Below are 18698 nucleotides of genomic sequence, written 5' to 3' on the forward strand. Positions count from 1 at the left end.
CTTCCTGCGAGGTGTCTCGATGAAACGCGTTCTCTCGTTGCTGACGCTGTGGATGTACTTCACCCAGTTGGTCGTGTCCTGCGGTCCCACGGTGGAGTCCGTGTGGGACTCCTCGTCGGATCCGTTGCCCACCCATTCAGCGCTCTCGGGAGATCAGGAGCTGCCACCCCTGGCTGGCGCCATCGTCCCGAGTGAGCGCGACAGCACGGGGCTCGTGCCGGGGACGACTCCCGGGAGCTTCGAGGTCACCGCAGACGGGGCCGCCACCTACCACGTCCCCTTGTGGGTGCCACCGGGGCGTGCCGGCATCCAGCCGTCGTTGTCGCTGAACTACCACAGCCGCTCGGGTAACGGATTGCTGGGCGTGGGGTGGGGCCTGGGCGGTCTGTCGCAGATCTCCCGCTGCAACAAGACGTCCGTGCAGGACGGGGCACCGGCGCCGGTGATGTTCGATGCCTCGGATGCCTTCTGCCTGGATGGCAAGCGGCTGGTTCAGGTGGGGAGCACCAGCTCGGGCGAGCGGACGTTCACCACGGAGGTGGAGGAGTTCTCCCACGTCGTGGCCCGCCAGGAGGATTCGAAGGGGCCTTCGTGGTTCGAGGTGCAGCTCAAGAACGGACTCGTCCTCGAGTTCGGTCGGGACGGCGCCTCGCGGGTGGAGGGCTACCGGATGCACTTCGTGCCCGGCTCCAGCAACCTGGCGGACGCCACGGTGGTGGCGGACCACACCTCCCAGACCGTGCGCCTGGGTTGGTCGCTGTCGCGTCTCCGAGACCGGCAAGGCAACTACCTGTCCGTCGAGTACGAGCTGCGTGTCCACGGCGGTGGCGGCGTCCAGGAGGGATACGGCTACGAGCAACTGCCGAGGGCGCTCCGCTACACGGGCTCCACGACGGATGCCTCCGTGGGGACGCCGCAGCGCGTGGTGTGGTTCGACTACGACGAGGTCTCCGAGCGTCCGGACCGCACGGAGCGTTTCGTGTCGGGGTTCAAGCTGGTCAGCGCCCGGCGCATGAAGACCATCCGGATGCTCGGACCGGGCAGCACGCAGCCGCTGCGCAGCTACAGCTTCACCTACCGCAACGACAGCGTCTCCGGACGCAGCCTCCTGTCGACCCTCCAGGAGTGCGACGCGCAGGGGGCTTGCAAGCGTCCCACGACGTTCACCTGGGAGCTGAGTGGACCGCGTGTCGGCCGCGAGTTGCTGCCCGCGGGCGGGGATGACTTCTTCCTGCGCGTCCCGGTGTCCGCGGCCACGCCGTCGCCGGCGGAGAACGGTGGCATCCCCGACAGCGAGGGGTTCGCCTCCGCGCCGGACTTCTGGACGCTCCAGACCCTGGACATCAACGGCGATGGCCGCGACGACATCATGTATCGCTTCAGTCGCTCCGTGGGGCTCCGGTTGCAGCCGCCGCGCTGGTATGTCCGCCTCAACACCAACGGGCGTGATTTCGGCCCGCCCGTGGAACTGCCCAACCTCCCCGAGGCGCGCAGCGGCGACACGGCGGATGACCTGCGCACCGTCGACCTGAACAACGACGGCAAGGTCGACGTCGTCGGCCTGTACCTGCCGGATGTGACGACGGGCACCAACGGGCGTTACCAGTTCCACTTCTCGAACGGGACGGGCTTCGCCGCCGGGCAGAACGACATCTTCGACTTCTGGTTCGACCAGACGCAGCCCGCGCGGGTGCCCAGCCTCCACCTCGCGGACCTCGACGGCAATGGCTACCCCGACGCGGTACGGAGCCTGACGCGGACGACGGGCAGCTCGCTCCCCTACGAGTGGGGCGCCCGACTGACCGATGTGGACACCTCCGGTGGCCCCGTGTTCCCCGCGGCCAACCAGCGCACCGCCGTGGGCGCGGGCCTGGACCACGCCGGCTACGCGGTGGACGTCGACGGAGACGGCGCCACGGAGTTGCTGGTTCGCGAGCCCCAGTCGGGCCCCGCGGATGGCTACTCCCGGTTCCTCGTGGCGCTGGGGCGCACCGGCCCGGGCGTCGTCGGCAAGAAGCTCACCACGACGCTCTCCACCCTGCCGGTGCCCAACAGCTACAACCCGTACATCTACCGGCAGCACTGGTTCATCGACATCAACGGCGACGGGTTGCCGGACTCGGTGAGCGCCAAGCGGGAGCGACAGGGCCTGCAGGGGGCGGGCAACCTGGAGATCTCCATCAACACCGGCAATGGCTTCGCTCCGCCGGTGACGCAGGTGATGCCCGAGGGCGCGGAGGTGAGCTTCGGCAGGCTGCATCCCTCGCACCGCCTCGCCGACGTGGGCGTGCGCGTGCTGGACTTCAACCAGGATGGCCGCCAGGACCTCCTGCTGACGGACTACGGCTACGGCGTGAGCACGCGCACCACCCATGTGGTGCTCGAGTCGAACGGCACCGGCTTCAACGTGCGGACGCTGGCGATCCCCGTGGGCCAGCTCCCGGGACGGGGCAACGTCCAAAGTGTCAGTTCGGATGACCCCTCGAAGTATTCGATGAAGGGCTCCGGCTGGGGGATGAAGCTGACGCAGTTGCTGGACGCCAACGGTGATGGCCTGACGGACATCATCCAGATGGAGGGCGGTCAGCTCGTGCTGTACCTGCGCAACGGGTACAAGACCGACGTCTTGAAGGCCGTGGTGGACGGGCTCAGCAACCGGGTGGACGTCTCCTACGAGGCCACGACCTTCACCTCGCCCTCCAAGACCGCGAACCACCACGCGTCCGCTGTCTGTACCTATCCGCAGTCGTGCAACCTGCGCGCGCAGTGGCTGGTGACCCTCCACTCGGAGCAGAGTTGGGATTCACCCGTTCGGAACTTCACGTACTCCTACGCCGGAGGCAGGACGGACCTGTTGGGCCGCGGCTGGCTGGGCTTCTCCGAGCGGACCCAGGTCGATGAAAAGGCCTTCAAGCGCACCACCACGCGCTACCACAACGACCGGCGCACGCTGGGCTTCTACCTGGAGGCACACCGCCCCTACGAGGAGAAGACCTCGGTCACCATGGCCTCGGGGCTGGAGGACTCGTTCCAGCGCAACCTCACGTACCAGTACCAGGCGAAGGCCGGGAACAAGGTCGTCTTCCCGTTCACGTACACGGTGACGGAGACCGAGACGGCGGGTGACGTGGGCGTCATCCGCCAGCACTCGGCGACCAACACCTACGACAGCTACGGGAACATCACGCGTCACGAGGAGACCGCGCAGGACGGGTCGACAACGGTCACGGTCGATGCATACGACAACTACCCGACGCAGGGGGCCCACCTGCTGGGCCTGCTCCGCAACCGGAGCGTGACGAGCACCGTTCCGGGCCTGCCCTCCGTCACCCGGACCACGGGGTACGAGTACTGCGACGGCGTGGGCTGCCTGCCGACGACGAACCTGCCCAGGCGCGTCACCGTGGAGCCGGGCGCGACCTCACCCGAGCGCGACGACGTGTGGCTGCAGACGGAGTTCACCTACAACGCGCTGGGGTTGGTGACGCGCGTGGAGAGCACGGACACCGCGGCGCGCAAGCGACGGACGCAGGTGCAATACGACGCGGCGGAGCGGCTCTTCGTCTCCGCGCAGCTCGAGTACCCGTCGCCGGATGACCCGAACGCCCCCGTCCTCCGGACGGACCTGGCCCATGACCGGGGCCTGGGCGTGCCCACGGTGCAGCAGAGCCCCGTCGGTACCCAGACCCGCTGGTACTACGACGCCTTCGGCCGCCAGCGCGCCGAGGATGGCCCGGACTCTGCTGACGTGGTGGTGAGCTATGGGGTCGACGCGGAGCGCCCGCTCGTCGACCTCCGCGAGGTGGACTTCGCGTCGTGCGGCCCGGCCACGGTGGGACCGAACCTGTCGAGCTGTGCGCGCAACGGGACGGAATCCCAGGTCGCCTTCGACATGATGGGGCGGGAGGTGCGCCGCAAGACGCGTGGGTTCGACGGCGGCTGGTCCGTGGTCGAGACGACGTACGACGCCTTGGGCCGCGTGGAGACCCGGTCCATGCCCCGCACGGAGCTGGGCCCCATCCTCAACGAGCGCTTCACCTATGACCGGCGCGGGCGCCTGCTCACCCTGATCCACCCGGACGGCACCTTCCAGGAGCGCAAGTACGAGGGCCTGAAGACGCTCACCTGGGACGAGAAGCGCAACGCCGGCTACCTCCTCCAGGACTCTCTGGGGCGGAACATCCGGAGCGGCAACGTCACTGCGACCGGGACCGTCATCGCGCGGTACGAGTACGGACCGTTCTCGCTGCCCCGCCGCATCATCGACGACCAGGGGAACGACACGCTGGTGGAGTACGACCGGCTGGGCCGTCGCACGCTGCTGGACGACCCGGACGCCGGGCAGCGCCGGGCCTGGTACTCGGCCTTCGGACAGGTGCGGACGCAGACGGATGGCAACGGCAACACCGTCACGCGCACCTATGACGGGTTGGGACGCGCCACCTCCATCTCGAATCAGCCCGCCGCCTCCGGGAGCCCCGCCCAGGTGACGTCGCTGAGCTGGGATACGGCCCTCAATGGCCTGGGGGCGTTGCACCAGGCCACGTCTCCGGACGGCGTGGTCCAGACCTACGAGTACGACGCCCTGGGCCGCCCCGCGCATGAGCGGTGGAACGTCCAGGGGCAGGAGTACCGGCTGAGCATGACGTACGACGCCCTGGGCCGGCTCCAGACGCTGGGCTACCCGGAGGTCGCGGGACGCGCCCGCATGGGCGTCTTCTACGATTACACCGCCTTCGGGCATCTGGCCGCCGTGCGCAACGTCAACACGGGCCATGCCTATTGGACGGCGACGGCGCGCAACGCGGCGGGGTTGCTCACGGGGGAGACGTTCGGCAATGGCGTCACGTCGACCCGGCGCTACGACGCCCTCAACCAGTTGCGCTTCATCGACACCACGGGCGCGGCGGGGAGCGTCCAGCAGCTCGCATACGTGTACGAGGACAACGGGAACCTGAAGAGCCGCGTGGACCGGCTCGCGCAGGTGACGGAGGACTTCCAGTACGACGCCTTGAACCGGCTGACGCAGTGGAAGGTGAACAAGGGCTGCAACAACGCCCTGTTCCAGTACGGCTACGACGTCCTCGGAAACCTCACGTATCGCTCCTCCAAGCTGGGGACCACCAGCCAGGCGCCCTTCGAGGAGCGGACGTATGTCTATGGCGCGGGCTCCGCGGGGCCTCACGCGGTCACGAGCGTCGGCGCGGATGCCTACGCCTATGACGGCAACGGCAACCTCCGCCAACGCCAATTGGCGGGTGGGGCGCTGCGACAGCTCGCGTACACGTACTTCAACCTGCCCAGCCAGGTGACCGAGGGCACGCGTCAGTGGACGTTCGGCTACGACGCCCACCAGCGGCGCACCTTCAAGCAGGACAACCAGGGCGCGAGCACGGTGTACATCGGCGGCCTGTACGAGCGGCGGACGAGGCCGGACACCACGATTTCCCACGTCTTCTACGTGCCCGGCGGGGATGGTGTCGCCGCGCAGGTGGAGTGGTCGGACGTGCCGGCGCCCGGCGCGGAGTCGGTGGCGTATCTGCACACGGACCACCTGGGGTCGGTGGAGTCCGTCACGGGCAGCGGCGGCGCGATTGTAGGCCGCTACAAGTACGACCCGTTCGGCCTGCGCAAGAACGCGTCGAACCCGGCCCTGCCCCATGCGGGAGGCGCGCTCGCGTCCCAGCTAGGCTTCACGGGCCACGAAGAGGACGACGACCTGGGGCTCGTCAACATGAAGGGCCGCATGTACGACCCGAGGCTCGGGCGCTTCCTGAGCCCGGATCCGATCGTCCAGGCGCCGCTCTTCAGCCAGTCCCTGAACCGGTACAGCTACGTCCTCAACAATCCGCTCACCTTGACGGACCCCACGGGATTGAGCGCGGAGGGACCGCCGTCCACGGAGTTCTTCGAGGAGGACTTCACGCCGGACGTCATCGTGGCGGGGCGCCCGGAGCCAGAGCTCGTGAAGGCGACCGGCGGGCAGACGCTCACCACGACGTCATCGGTCTTTGCACCGGGGGAGTACGACTTCTGGGTGCCCGCAGCGGCGGCGGCCAGCAAGACGGATGCGGGCGCGGCGGACCCGAACGGCAGCCGGGTATCGGGTGTCGAAGCCGGCGCCTACGCGCTGGCGGGTGTGCTGTCGGGGTTGGGCATGGGGGTGGGGACGGCCTATGGCCTCGGCGTCGTGGCGGCGTTCTCTCCTCCTGGCGCGCTCGCACTGGGCCTGGGCATGACGGCCTACGGCATCTACCACCTCGTCAACGGTGGGGGGCAGGCGCTCTGGGAGAGCGGGGCGCGCATCCTGGATGGGAGAGGGACGGCGGCTGACTTCTATGGAGTCGGAGCGGTGGTCGGAGGACTGGCGAGCGGGAGGTTCGCCAAGGCGGCTCGGCTGACGGGCAAGGCACATGGCCAGCAGGCCATCTCGAAGGTTCAGTCGACGTTCCGCTCAAGTCCCGCCGTGAGTGTTCACGGACGCTCGAATGGCCAGGACTACCGGCCGCCGACGTACATCCGACAGGTCGAGCATGGCGAGTCTCTCATCGGGCTTGCCGAAGAACTCGATGGGTTGACTCGGGCGTTGAATGAGGAGCATGCCGTCATCTCGTTGGGCGGCAGGCAACGGTGGATTGTCTCCGGCGGTCGAGATGGGATCGATTTCGCCCCAGGGTCGTTCCGGAGGCTGATAATGCACACCCATACGAGAGGCTCCGAGCCTGGTCCCTCGCCAGCAGACTTCGCGGCGCTGAGTAGCCTGCGTCAGCGGTTCTCATACCTGATCGAGGTGGACCATCCGTTCCCTGAGAACTTCTCGATATTCTCTCAGTAGGGGCCGAGGTAGCCGGAGGAGTGCGCATGGTGTTCGTCGGAGGCATGCCGTGTGGAATCTGCGGAAAACCGATTGAGGGCAGACCTGGGGCGCGTCTTCCGCACTTCGTGCGGAATCGACTGGACCCTCTCTTCCCGCTCTCCGGACTGGCGTTCCATGAGGCGTGCTTCGAGAACCATCCCTTGCGTGAGCTGGCGGAGCGGCGAAGCGAGGAGTACCTCGAGAAGGTGAAGGAGCCTCACCGCAGATGTGTGGTCTGCGGTGAGGAGATCGACACGGACTGGTACAACACGTGGTACCTGTCCGGGGATCCCTCGTCGCCCTTGTATGAGTTCAACTACCTGCACTTCCACCGGCAGCATTTGCACGCATGGGCTCGATACGAAGAGTTCCGGCGCCTGGTGGAAGTGCTGGAAGCATCGGGCTCCTACGTCGGGCCGCCGATTCTGCCGGATTGAACGAGGGTGGCTCCAGCGGGCGCGACGGCGAGGTGGTAGGCGGCAACGTCGATAAGGTAGCGAGCGTCATCGAATTGGCGGCGGGGAGCGTTTCGTCTCCTCGAGAGGGTGCTCCTCGATTTCGAGATCTCCGCCTCGTTTGCGGACATCGTCGTCGTGCAGGAGGCCGGGATGGACTCTCTCGGCAGGCGACGCCTGGAGGCGCACATCCTGGCCTCGGCCCACGCAGGCAACTTCGCGCTCCTGGTGCTCATCTACCCGCGAGCCCTTCCTCCGAAAGGGGGTGCTCCGTATTTCCCGAAGCCGTGGACCGATGGAGTCTTCTACGGGACCCACGTGCGAATGCCCGACGTGACCTGACTCCTCATGGGAGGGGGCGCATCATGGGATGCGTGCCCCCTTCCCGGGAGGTCGGCTGCGGCGAGTTCCGGGCGCTACTCCTGCTCGTCCTGCTTCGTCAGGCCCCAGTCCTTCAGGCGCTTGAAGAGGGTGGAGCGGGCCACGCCCAGTTCGCGGGCCACGCGCTCGCGGTTGTTGTTGTACCGGCGCAGCGCGGCCTCGACGATCTGCCGCTCGAGCTTCTCCAGCATCTGCTCCAGCGTCATCCCGGGCGGCAGCTCCGGCACCGCGATGCCGGTCTCCTTGTTGATCTCCTGGTCGAACGACAGGTCGCCCGCGTCGATGACCGGCCCCTTGCGGAAGAGCAGGGCGCGGTGCACCACGTTGCGCAGCTCGCGGATGTTGCCCGGCCACGCGTGGCCCTGCAGGCGCTCCACCGCCGCCGGGGAGAAGCGCACCGTCTGGCCCCGAGGGGCATAGAGCTTCAGGAAGTGCTCGGCCAACGCGGGCACGTCTCCCTTGCGGCTGCGCAGGGGCGGCAGGTGCAGCGGAATCACGCAGAGCCGGTAGTACAGGTCCTCGCGGAAGGTGCCCTCTCGCGCCGCGGCGAGCAGGTCCACGTTCGTCGCCGCCACCACCCGCACGTCCACGTTGATGGGCCGGCTGGCTCCCACGCGCTTGATTTCACCGCTCTCCAGCGCCCGCAGCAGCTTCGCCTGCAAATCCAACGGCAGCTCGCCAATCTCGTCCAGGAAGAGGGTGCCGCCGTCGGCCTCCTCGAAGGCGCCCTTGCGCGCGTTCGCCGCGCCCGTGAACGAGCCCTTCTCGTGGCCGAACAGCTCGCTCTCGATGAGCTCCTTGGAGATGGCCGCGCAGTTGACCGGGATGAGCGACTTGTTCACCCGCGGCGAGCACGTATGGAGCGCCCGCGCCACCAGCTCCTTGCCCGTGCCGGACTCACCCAGGATGGTCACCGCCGCCGTGGAGGGCGCCACCCGCTCGATGAGGTCCGCCAGCCCCTTCACCGCGGCGTCGTTCCCGATGATGCCGTGGAACGACGCGACCTCCTTGCGAGGCCCGGTCGGCGCCGCCTCCAGCACCAGCTCCGTCTCGCCCACGCGCAGCGTCGTGGGCAGCGGCACCTCCGCCTCGAAGATCCGCACGGGGCCGATCCACGTGCCGTTCGTCGAGCGCAGGTCCACCACCTGGAACAGCCCGTCCCGCCGCGTCACCTTCAGGTGCTTGCTGGAGGCGAACCGGTCCTGGAGCACCAGCTCGCAGGAGGGGTCCTTGCCCGCCGTGAAGCCCTCGCCCGTGAGCCGGTGCACCGACTCGTTCAGGCCCTGCTTCACCCGCACCTGCGCCGGGACCCAACGCACCGTCTGGGGGTCTCTCGGCTGGATGGAGGTGGTGTGGCCCACCTCCGTGGTGACGTCGGAGCCCTCGCTCCCGCCACGCACCCGGAACACCGCGCGCCACTGGCCCAGCGCCAGGTCCGCGCCGTCCGCCAGCTCACCGCGCGCCACGCTCTCCCCGGCCACCACCGTGCCCTTGCCGGACAGGTCCTCGAGCAGGCAGCGCTCGCCGTCCCAGTGCAGGGCGACCTGCTGCCGGCTCACCTCGGGGTCGGGAATCGCGACGTCGCTGTGCTCGCCGCGCCCGAGCACCAACCGTGCCCGGTCCACTCCCACCCTCAACACCTCCTCGCCACGACGGAAAAACACCAGCTCCGGCATCCCCAGCCCTCCAGCGCGGAAAAACGTTGCGCCCGCGCTTTACACGCCCGGGCGCGGCGCTTTCAACCCCAGGCCCCGGAGCGGGGTGCTACCGGCGGGGGAGGAAGGTGGGGCGGTTCAGGAAGCCGCCCAGCTTCGCCGCCCGGAACGACGGGTCCTTCTTGTCCGGAGGGAGGATGGTGAGGCCCGCCGCCAGGAGCCCCAGGCGCTTCTGCGCCTCCGGGTCCAGCCGCACGTTCACCTCCATGGCCGGCTCGCTGTACTCCAGCCGCTTGCCCAGCTTCAGCGTGCCCGTGGCCAGCAGCTCCACGTCGTCACCCTTGAGCTTCAGCTCCTTCACCGTCCCCATGCCCTTCTCGAACAGGATGTGGCCCACCAGCCCGCCCAGCGCCACCTGCGGCAGGTCCATGGCCATGGACTGCCCGGCGCCCATGGGGAGCGACGCCTTGCCGCCCTTGATGATGAGGTTCTGCGTGTCGAGCGACAGCTCGCCGTTGGCCTGCGACAGGTCCGGCTCCGGGCTCTTGCCCTTGGGCACGGACAGCGACAGCACGCCGCTGAGCTCGCCGTCCATGTCCACGCCGGTGAACTTCGGCAGGTTGCCGCCGCTCGCCTTGAGCTTGTTCAGCTCCGCGCGCACCGTCATGTCGCCCAGCCACCCCACGGAGGCCGTCGCAGTGCCGCCCATGATGGACGCGCGCACCGCCACGCCCGGAGGGAAGAGGGTGGGGCGCAGCGCCACGCTGTCGAGCACCACCGCCTCGCCCAGCTCCGCCGCCCCGAGCATCCCGCCCTCGCCCCGCGCCAGCGCCGCCACCGTCTCCGCGCTCAGCGGCTGCGGAGGCTTGCTCACCCGCACGTCCGTCGCCGTGACGCCGGCCAGGCCCGGCCGCAGCGCCCCGATGCGCACCGCGAACCCCGCCTGCGCCGCCTCCGTGACCAGGCGCGTGCGCACCATGTCGTACGGGAACGTGAACATCAGACAGAGGATGAAGGCCACGACCGCGAACGCGCCGTAACCCACGATGACCTTCCAACGCGCCGCCTTGCTGTCCGTCGCCATGGCTTATTGCTTCATCCGGTAGGTGGCGACCGTGGTCCACGCCGCCAGCGTGTCCGACGGACGCGGTTCGATGCGCAGGTACTTCACCTTCACCACGCCCGGCCCGCTCTCCACCGTGCGCAGGAAGTCCGTCAGCTTGCGGAGGTCCACGTCGGTGAACGTCAGCTCCACCGAACTCTCCTGGATCTTCCCGTCGCCGATGGGGATGTCGCCCTTGGGCGTCATGTTCGGCACCTGCAGCCCGGCCGCCGTGGCCTTGTCCTCGATGTACGAGATGAGCTGCACGTTGCTGGACGTCAGCTGGTTCTCCACGGACTGGCGCGCCGTCTGCGCCTCGCGGTAGCTGGCCGCCAACGCCTGCACCTCCTGCAGCTTCGCCAGCTTGTCCTGCGTCCGCTTGCGGTAGCCGGAGGCGCTGTTGGCGAACGACATGAGGATGGCGAACACGACGAACACCGCCACCGCCGCACCGGCGATGGACACCATGCGACGCTCGCGGTCGCTCAGCCGCTCGAACCACTGCTGCGCCGGCGCGAAGGCTTCCTGAAGCTTGGCCATGACTAGCTCTCCCCTCCCTCGGTGCCGGGGCACTGCACCTGCACGTCCAACCGGAAGGTCACCTTCTGCCCGTCCCGGCTGCGCTCCACCTTGCCCTGCTTCACGTCCTTGAAGCAGGCGTGGTTGCGCAGGGCGTTGGACAGCGTGTCCACCTGCTTGGAGGAATCCGTCTCACCCTGGAGGATGACGCGCTCCGTGTCGATCTGGATGCGGTCGAACTTCACCGGCAGGTCCTGCGGCACCCGCTGCGTCACCTCCGCCAGCAGGTTCACCGCGGACAGCCGGGGCAGCGCCGCCGCCGGGCTCTCCACGCCCTTGAGCAGGTTGAGCGCGCGGTTGTAGTCCTTCTCGCAGCGGCCGAGGATGCGCTGCGTGGTCTCGCACAGCGCCGCGTCCACCTGCGCCTCGCGCCGTGACAGCACCGAGTTGCGCACCACGCCGAACGCGACGAGCAGCAGCACCAGCGTCGCGGCGAACGCCGCCATCAGGCCCAGCTTGTCCTTCACGTAGTCGAAGTCGCCCTTGAAGGCGAAGTCACCGCGCCGGTAGTTGAAGCGCGGCGCCTTCGCGCCCGTGGCGTTGCCCCGCAGCGCCAGCGCGTACGCCTGCGCGGCGGACGGCTGCGCGGCGGGTTCGATGGCCTCCGCCGTGTCCGCGGGCAGCGCGAGCACGCGCACCGGCAGGTTCAGGTCCTTCGACAACTGCTCGGCCAGGCCCGGCATGCGCGCGCTGCCGCCGCACAGCACCAGCGCGCCCACCTGCTGGCGGCTGCGCGCGGTGAAGGCCTTCAGCGTGGGGCGCAGCTCGCGCAGCATGGGCTGCAGGCCGCGCACGAACGCCGCCGCCGCGCGCTCCGCGTCCGGCCCCTGCGCCGCGCTGGCCATGGCCCCGTGCTGCTCCTTCCAGTGGTGGGCCTCCGCCAGCGACGTCTGGAACTCCGTGGCCAGCGCCTTGCTCAGGTCGCGTCCGCCGCCGGCGAAGGTGCGCGCGAACTGCACGCCCGCGCCCGGCCGGCCGATGGCCACCGACGTGCGCTCGTGCCCCATGTCCACCACCGCCACCACGCCGCCCTCGCCGGTGCCCTCGAAGAGGCCCGCGGCCTGCTGGAGCAGGTTCTGGTAGGCGAGCGCCGGGTGCGTGACGATGCGCGGGTCCAGCTTCAGCTCGCCCAGCAGCGCGAGCAGCGACCGCAGCTCCTCCTTGCGCACCACGCCCACGAGGAGCTCGCTGGCCTTCTCCTTGCCGTCGGTGTCCTTCAGGCCCACCACCTGGTAGTCGTAGACCACCTCGGAGATGTCGAACGGCAGCTGGCTGCCGATCTCGAAGGGCAGCGTCGCCTCGATGCGCCGCGCGTCGGAGAACGGCAGGCCCAGCGTGTGGGTGATGAGCGCCGGGCCGGGCAGGGCGATGACGACCTGGTCGGAGTGCCCCGGGGGCAGCTTGCCGACGAGCTCCTGCACCGCGGCGCGCAGCGTGTCGGCGCGCTCACCCTCCTGCGCGCGCCGGACCTCCACGTAGCTCCGGGTGGCGTGTCCTTTCGTCCTGGACTCCAGCACCACCCCCTTCACCGAGTGGCTGCCCAGGTCGAGGCCAAGAATGCGGGCCATGCTATTCCTCTCTCCAATACAGGAGGGTGCCCAGCGCGTTGTCGAGCTGGACGACGGCGGTCAGCGTCTTCTGCACGTTGCCCGCCTCTCCCACGGATTTGATGGTGAACGTCTGACTCTTGTCGCTGACGAGGCGGTTGCCCGCGACGTTGGACTTGACGGCGGGGTTGACGGCGACGCCGGCGCTCTCCACCACCGCGACGAAGTCCTGCACCGCCATGCCGAAGAAGCTGAACATGCGCGCCGAGCGGATGCGGGTGATGAGCTCGTTGAGGAACACCGGGTCCTTCAGCCGCGGGTCCGGCCGGGCCGGGTCCGCCACGGACATGATGGCCAGGCCCATCATCACCGGGTCGTCGGTGTTGATGTTGGGCTTCGAGTTGACGCTCGGGTACACCGTGAGCCGGTCGCGGAACGCCGCCATGAACTGGTCGTTCACCCCGTGCACCCGGTACAGCTCGTCCACGCTGTCGAAGCGAGCGTTCTTCGGCTCGTAGTTCGGTTCGTACCGGCTGTAGGGCGAGCCCTCGTCGGAGAAGCCGTTGGGCAGCGGGTTGACGGGGTCGGTGGGGTTGATGGTGGAGCCCGTCTTGTCCTCGTCCTCCCAGTCCTTGATGGCCAGCATCACGTCCTGGGGGTTGCTGCGCACGCGGTTGGCGTCGTCGCGCTCCCAGAGGAACTCGAAGCGCTTGTCACCGAAGAGGTCCATCATGCGCAGCGCGGTGGGCAGCGCGTCACCACCGCCGGACAGCAGGCGGGCGACGTTGAGCTTCTCCTCCTCGTCGGAGATGGTCGACAGGAAGCAGCCCTCGAAGCCGCCGAACGAGCGGCGCGTCATCTGCGCGGACATCGCGCGCGACGCCGGGTCCTCCTCGCCGTCCATCTTGAAGCCCGGATCCTGGGCCTCGTCCTCGAGGGGGGGCGGGCCGTCCCCGTCCGTCATGCCCTCGCTCTTCACCAGCCCCTTGAGCAGGTGGCAGTCCACCCGCGCCATCCGCCACAACTGGATGTTGAGCGAGCTGGGCTGGGGCGTGTTGCCCTGCTGACCGCTCTGGCCGCCCATGAACTGGCTCAGGAGCGACGCCGGGTTGGGGATGGGCGTCGCGTCCACCTGCTTCTGGAAGCGCAGCAACAGCCGGGACAGCGCCACGCCGGAGCGCGCCATGTAGTACGCGCGCACCTCGTCCCGCTGGTTGGCGGCGAGCTGCAGGTCCACGCGGGTGTTGTAGGCGAACTCGGTGGCGATGACGGTGAGCAGGGCGATGGAGACGATGGCGATGATGAGCGCCACGCCGCGCGAGCGCCGCGCGTGCTGGCCCTGGGGAGGGGCCTCGCCTCGCGGGCGGCGCCTCCGGGGCGCCTGCTGGAAGAAGGGCAGGGGCATGGCTCAGAACCTCGGCAGTTCGGTGTTCAGCATGATGCGCGCCTGGGTCGTGTAGCGCGCTTCCTTCCCGGTCTCGTCCACGAGGTAGACGGTCACCTTCACGCGCGTGGGCAGGATGGACTTCTGCTCCGTGCGCCGGGTGTCCCACTCGTCATCCCACTCCTTCTTCTCCGTGTTCCAGTACTCGAACTCCAGTTTCTTCACGCCCTCCAGCAGCACGTCCGTGGTGCCGCCGCGGTCCATCCGGTCACCCACGTTGGGGTTGCCCCGGCGCATCAGGTCCATGCGCCCCTTGGCCTGCTTGTCCGAGGACGGCTCCACGAAGTACTCCACCACCGCCTGGTCGGACTCCTTCACGTCCGTGTACAGGCGCTGATGGGCGAACGTGGTGAACAGGAGCCGGTCGCCCTCGCCGACGAAGTTGGTGGGCCGGTCCTGCTGGTCGCGGAAGCGGTTGGGGTCGTACCGGGCGCTGACGAACGCGGAGCCGATCTCCCGCGTCATGCGGTTCATCGCCACGCGCACCTGGCGGTAGCGGTCCGCCTCCGTCTCCACCGTGTCCTTCGCCGCCAGGCCCGTCTGGAAGGCCATGGCGACCACCGTGCCCATCAGGGCGGTGATGGCCACGGCCACCATGACCTCCATCAGCGTGAAGCCGCGCGAGCGCCGCATCATCGGTCCCTCCGCTGGAAGCCGGGCAGCCCCTGGAACGGGGGCCGCACGCCACCCTGGATGCCGCCCGGGATGAGCCCGCCCTGACCGCCGGAGCGCTGCTGGCCGCCGTTCATGCGGTTGAGCCACTCCTGGCGGTTCATCAGGGGCCGGCGCGTCTGCGGGTGCAGCATCTGGTTGTCGGGGCCGGGGATGGGGTTGGCGACGAGCGCGCCCGTGTCCGGGTCCACCCACTGGTTGTTGGCGCCCGCGGTGTTGCCGCCGGCTTGGTTGAGCGTGGAGCCCCCGTTGCGGTCCGAGCCCGGCCCGAGCGACACGACGTGCGTCACCAGGTCGATGCTCTCCACCGTGGAGCCCTCCTGCCAGTACACCGTGAGGTGCACCTCGCGCACCGTCTGGGTGAGCTGCTGCACCATCTGCGTGAACATGGGCTGCGCCATGCCCATGGCCGCGCCGCCGATGCCGCCGCCCGCCTGCGTGGGGCCGTTGGAGGACGCGCCGTCCTTGCCGCCACCGGCGCCACCGCTGAACAGGCTGGCGATGCCGCTCATGGGGTCGCTCGAGTCGCCGCCCATGGGCAGGTTGAAGATGGCGCCGATGAGCTGGTCCGGCGTCACGCCGTCCAGCTTGGGGGCGATGACGCGGGCCTTCCACTTGAAGTTGGGCCAGCCGTCGTCGGAGAAGTCGCCGGACTCCTCGTCGTCGTCCGCGTTGAAGCCGTCGTCGAAGAGCTTCTGCTCCACGTCCGTCATCTTCGAGCGCGCCAGCAGCGACGCCACGGTGAGCCGCTTGGTGTAGACGTGGTTGTTCACCGCGCCCGCGTTGAGGTCGAAGATGGCCATCAGCGCCAGCCCCAGGATGGCCAGGGCGACGACGACCTCCAGCAGCGTGAATCCCTGGTTGCGTCTCATCGCGGCACCTCCAGCGCCTCGCCCGCGATGTTCACCTTGCCGGTCAGGGGTGACACGTCGAGCGTCCACGTGTTGTCGCCCTGGGAGAGGTAGACGTAGGCCTTCTCCGTGTAGCCCTGCGGGAAGAAGTACAGGTACGCCACGCCGCTCTCCACCGGCTCCTTCTGCTGCCGCGTCCACACGGACACGCGCACGTCGGACGGCAGGTCGCGGGCGGCCAGCTCCTCCGACGTGAACGAGGAGAAGCGCGAGGCGCTCTCCACGCGCAGCTTCTCGCCCTCCATCAGCTCGTCCGTGGTGGGCGCGGTGCCGCCGGAGGCGAGGTAGCTGCGCTCCTCGCGGTCACCGGTGCGGCGCGAGCGGCGCGTCTGCTCGCGGTCGCGGTTCTCGTCGCGCAGGGCCGTGTCCCGGTCCCTGGACGTGGTGACCGCGCTCTCCGCGCACTCGGCATGATACCGCGTGGCCTTCTCTTCCTTGGCCTCCGGAATCTCGAACACCAGCCGGCACGTCTTGCCGCGCAGCGCCGCGGAGTCGTAGAGCGAGCGGATGGTGCCCGCCAGCTCCGCCGCCGCGCCCTTCGCCTTGGCGCCGGTGATGGTCCCGATGCCCATCACCGCCGCGGAGAACAGCAGCGCGACGATGATGAGCGCGATGGAGATCTCGATGAGCGTCAGGCCGCGCTGCGCCCGGCCGAGGCGACGGTGGCGCGGCGGGGTGGTCCTCGTCACGGCTGCCCCCAGTCTGCCAGGACGCCTCCACTGCTCATGTCCGCGTCCTCGCCCTTGCCGCCCTTGACCCCGTCCGCCCCGTACGACACGACCGCGCCGTTCTTCCCGTCCATCCAGTAGACGTACGGGTGACCCCACGGGTCCAGCGGCACCGCTTCGATGAGGTGCGCCTCGATGAGCGGCGTGAAAGCCTCTTCCTTGGACGGGAAGTGGCCCATGAGCCGGTGGTGCGCCTTGAACAGGCCCTCCAGCCGGCGGATCTCCGTGCGGGCCCGGCGCTGGTCCGTGGAGAGCGACCGGTCCTCCGTCGCGAACACCAGCCCGAAGGCCAGGCCCGTGGCGACCAGGAAGACGGTCGCCAGGATGAGCTTCCCCAGCGCGGCGGGCCGGGCCGGGGGGGCCCCCGTGGACGAGGGCATCTGGGATGGAGTGGAGGCGTGCTCGTTCATACCCGAAGCCCTGTCAACACGTGGGGAGGTCTACTTCTTCACTTGTGGGCGGAGCCCGTGTCCGCGGAGGAGATGTCCGCGTCGTTGCCCTCGCCACCCGCGGTGCCGTCCGCGCCGTAGGAGATGATGACCGGCTTGCCGCCCTCGTTGAGGTACACGTAGTCGTTGTTCCACGGGTCCTTGGGCAGCGCCTCCAGCGCCTGGACCTCCACCAGCCCGTTGAGGCCCGTGGCGGTGTCCGGGTACTTGCCCTTCTTCGTGTAGTAGAGCTTCAGCGCGCTCTGGATGTTCTTGATGTCCAGGGAGGCGCGATCCCTGCGGGCCGCCTCGAGCTGCGGAATCACCGCCACGCCCACGGCGGCGGCGATGAGGCCGAGGATGGTGATGACCACCATGATTTCGATGAGGGTCATGCCCCGGCGGCTGCGGCGGCGCTGCTGCTGCTTGTTCGTCGTCTGGCTCATGTCTCTTCTCACCTTGTTGGGGTGACTTTCTGGCAAGCCACCGCTGAGTCTTCGTGTCGTCTTGTCAGGGCGCCCGGGCCCCGCCCACCACGCCCGGGGGCGTCGGATTCGCCCGGGGCCCGTACAGCCGGGCTCCCACCGTCACCAGCGCCGCCGCCACGGCGAGCATCGCCACGAGCGTCACACGCTGTACCCAACGGTCGAGGGTGTCGTTCATCATTCCGTCGCCTCTAGCGGATGGCCGAATTCACCTGGAGGATCGGCATCAGGATGGAGAGCGCGACGAATGCAATCACCGCGCCCATGGCCACGATGAGCAACGGCTCCAGGAGGGACGTCAGCGCGCCGATGCGCACGTTCACCTGCGTCTCGTAGTTGTCCGCGACGTTGGTGAGCATGTCCTCCAACTGGCCGGAGCGCTCGCCGATGGCGACCATGTGGTACACCAGCGGCGGGAATTCCCCGGAGCGCTTGAGGGGCGCGGCGATGCTCTCGCCCTCGCGGATGGAGTCCCGGGCGTTCTCCACCACGGCCGCCAGGACGCTGTTGGTCATGATGGCCTTGACGATGTCCATGGCGGCCAGCAGCGGGACGCCGCTCTTGAGCAGCGTGGAGAGCGTGCGGGCGAAGCGGGAGATGGCCAAGAGGCGCACCAGGCTGCCGATGACGGGCGCCTTGAGGGTGAAGCGGTCCCACTTCGGCTTGCCCTTGGCGCTCTTGGTCCAGCGCACGAACAGCCACGCGCCCAGCGCCATCATCGGGACGACGATGAACCACCAGTTCTGGAAGAAGTTGCTGGAGGCGATGAGCAGCCGCGTGTTGAGCGGCAGGGTCTGCTTCATCGTCTCGAAGATCTTCGTCACCTTCGGCACCACGAAGACCATGAGGGCCACGAGGATGCCGCCGCCCACCACCATCATGATGGCGGGGTAGAGCATGGTGCTGAGGATCTTCTGCTGCAGCCGCGCCTGGTTCTCCGTGAAGTCCGCCAGGCGGGTGAGCACCGCGTCGAGCGCGCCGGAGGCCTCGCCCGCGCGCACCATGTTCACGTAGATGGCGGGGAAGATCTTCGGATGCTGGCCCATGGCGTCCGCGAGCGACGAGCCCTCGTTGACGCGCTGCTTGATGTCGGACAGGGCGCGCTTGAAGCGCTCCTTCTCCACCTGGTCGACCAGGGCGGAGAGCGACTCGACGAGCGTGACGCCCGCGCCCAGCAGGGTGGAGAGCTGCCGGGTGAAGATGGCGACGTCGTCGGTGTTGACGCGGCCGCGGCCCAGCTTGCGCAGGTCGATGTCGCGCGCCACCAGTGCCGCGTTGGCGCCCTTGGTGACCGCGCCCCGGCTGCCCTCGGCCTGCGCCAGCACGTCCGTGAGGAAGATGCCGTCGGCGCGCAGCTTGGAGCGCAGCGTCTTGGGCGAGTCCGCCTCGAGCAGGCCCTTGACCTGCTTCCCGGCGGCGTTGAGGCCTCTGTACTCGAAGACCGGCATGGCTCGA

General features: G+C 68.9%; 15 protein-coding genes. 3 read left to right on the forward strand and 12 right to left on the reverse strand.

The features are described 5' to 3' along the window. Positions 1 to 19: 19 nt before the first annotated feature. The 3 genes from LZ198_RS02120 to LZ198_RS02130 all read left to right on the forward strand — a co-directional run bounded on the left by LZ198_RS02120 (position 20) and on the right by LZ198_RS02130 (position 7653). Positions 20 to 6835, forward strand: coding sequence for an RHS repeat-associated core domain-containing protein (locus LZ198_RS02120; RefSeq protein WP_253970144.1), 6816 nt, complete (start codon positions 20 to 22; stop codon positions 6833 to 6835). 26 nt (positions 6836 to 6861) lie between these two features. Next, positions 6862 to 7293, forward strand: coding sequence for a hypothetical protein (locus tag LZ198_RS02125; protein WP_253970145.1), 432 nt, complete (start codon positions 6862 to 6864; stop codon positions 7291 to 7293). 108 nt (positions 7294 to 7401) lie between these two features. Beyond that, on the forward strand, positions 7402 to 7653 hold the full coding sequence (locus LZ198_RS02130) for a hypothetical protein (protein ID WP_253970146.1): 252 nt from the start codon (positions 7402 to 7404) through the stop codon (positions 7651 to 7653). Between the two features lie 74 nt (positions 7654 to 7727). Here LZ198_RS02130 and LZ198_RS02135 read toward each other — a convergent pair whose 3' ends face one another. From LZ198_RS02135 to gspF, 12 genes are all read right to left on the reverse strand, one after another. Continuing rightward, on the reverse strand, positions 7728 to 9368 hold the full coding sequence (locus tag LZ198_RS02135; RefSeq protein WP_253970147.1) for a sigma 54-interacting transcriptional regulator: 1641 nt from the start codon (positions 9366 to 9368) through the stop codon (positions 7728 to 7730). 88 nt (positions 9369 to 9456) lie between these two features. Continuing rightward, positions 9457 to 10431 carry a type II secretion system protein GspN gene (gene gspN / locus LZ198_RS02140; protein WP_253970148.1) on the reverse strand — a complete coding sequence of 325 codons (975 nt, stop codon included), beginning with the start codon at positions 10429 to 10431 and terminating at the stop codon, positions 9457 to 9459. A gap of 3 nt (positions 10432 to 10434) precedes the next feature. Next, the gene (gene gspM / locus LZ198_RS02145; protein WP_253970149.1) at positions 10435 to 10989 is read right to left on the reverse strand and encodes a type II secretion system protein GspM; all 555 of its coding nucleotides are present in this window, start codon (positions 10987 to 10989) and stop codon (positions 10435 to 10437) included. A gap of 2 nt (positions 10990 to 10991) precedes the next feature. After that, positions 10992 to 12596 (reverse strand): pilus assembly protein PilM, encoded by a 1605-nt coding sequence (gene pilM, locus LZ198_RS02150; protein WP_253970150.1) that lies wholly within the window; start codon positions 12594 to 12596, stop codon positions 10992 to 10994. A gap of 1 nt (position 12597) precedes the next feature. Continuing rightward, on the reverse strand, positions 12598 to 13980 hold the full coding sequence (locus tag LZ198_RS02155) for a type II secretion system minor pseudopilin (protein WP_253970151.1): 1383 nt from the start codon (positions 13978 to 13980) through the stop codon (positions 12598 to 12600). A 3-nt stretch (positions 13981 to 13983) separates the two neighbouring features. Beyond that, positions 13984 to 14655 (reverse strand): type II secretion system protein GspJ, encoded by a 672-nt coding sequence (locus LZ198_RS02160; protein ID WP_253970152.1) that lies wholly within the window; start codon positions 14653 to 14655, stop codon positions 13984 to 13986. Further along, positions 14652 to 15563, reverse strand: a complete 912-nt coding sequence (locus tag LZ198_RS02165; RefSeq protein WP_253970153.1) for a type IV pilus modification PilV family protein — start codon at positions 15561 to 15563, stop codon at positions 14652 to 14654. Before LZ198_RS02165 ends, LZ198_RS02160 begins: the two co-directional genes overlap by 4 nt. Beyond that, a complete protein-coding gene (locus LZ198_RS02170; protein ID WP_407667373.1) occupies positions 15560 to 16303 on the reverse strand; it encodes a type II secretion system protein in 744 nt (247 codons plus the stop codon). Before LZ198_RS02170 ends, LZ198_RS02165 begins: the two co-directional genes overlap by 4 nt. After that, positions 16288 to 16740, reverse strand: coding sequence for a type II secretion system protein GspG (locus LZ198_RS02175; RefSeq protein ID WP_253970155.1), 453 nt, complete (start codon positions 16738 to 16740; stop codon positions 16288 to 16290). Before LZ198_RS02175 ends, LZ198_RS02170 begins: the two co-directional genes overlap by 16 nt. A gap of 38 nt (positions 16741 to 16778) precedes the next feature. After that, on the reverse strand, positions 16779 to 17204 hold the full coding sequence (gene gspG, locus LZ198_RS02180) for a type II secretion system major pseudopilin GspG (RefSeq protein WP_253970156.1): 426 nt from the start codon (positions 17202 to 17204) through the stop codon (positions 16779 to 16781). A gap of 64 nt (positions 17205 to 17268) precedes the next feature. Next, positions 17269 to 17424: a hypothetical protein gene (locus tag LZ198_RS02185; protein ID WP_253970157.1), complete on the reverse strand. Its 156-nt coding sequence runs from the start codon at positions 17422 to 17424 to the stop codon at positions 17269 to 17271. A gap of 10 nt (positions 17425 to 17434) precedes the next feature. Further along, entirely contained in the window at positions 17435 to 18691 is a 1257-nt protein-coding gene (gene gspF, locus LZ198_RS02190) for a type II secretion system inner membrane protein GspF (RefSeq protein ID WP_253970158.1), read from the reverse strand. Positions 18692 to 18698: the final 7 nt, after the last annotated feature.

Source organism: Myxococcus dinghuensis, from assembly GCF_024198235.1.
Taxonomy (GTDB): Bacteria; Myxococcota; Myxococcia; order Myxococcales; family Myxococcaceae; genus Myxococcus; species Myxococcus dinghuensis.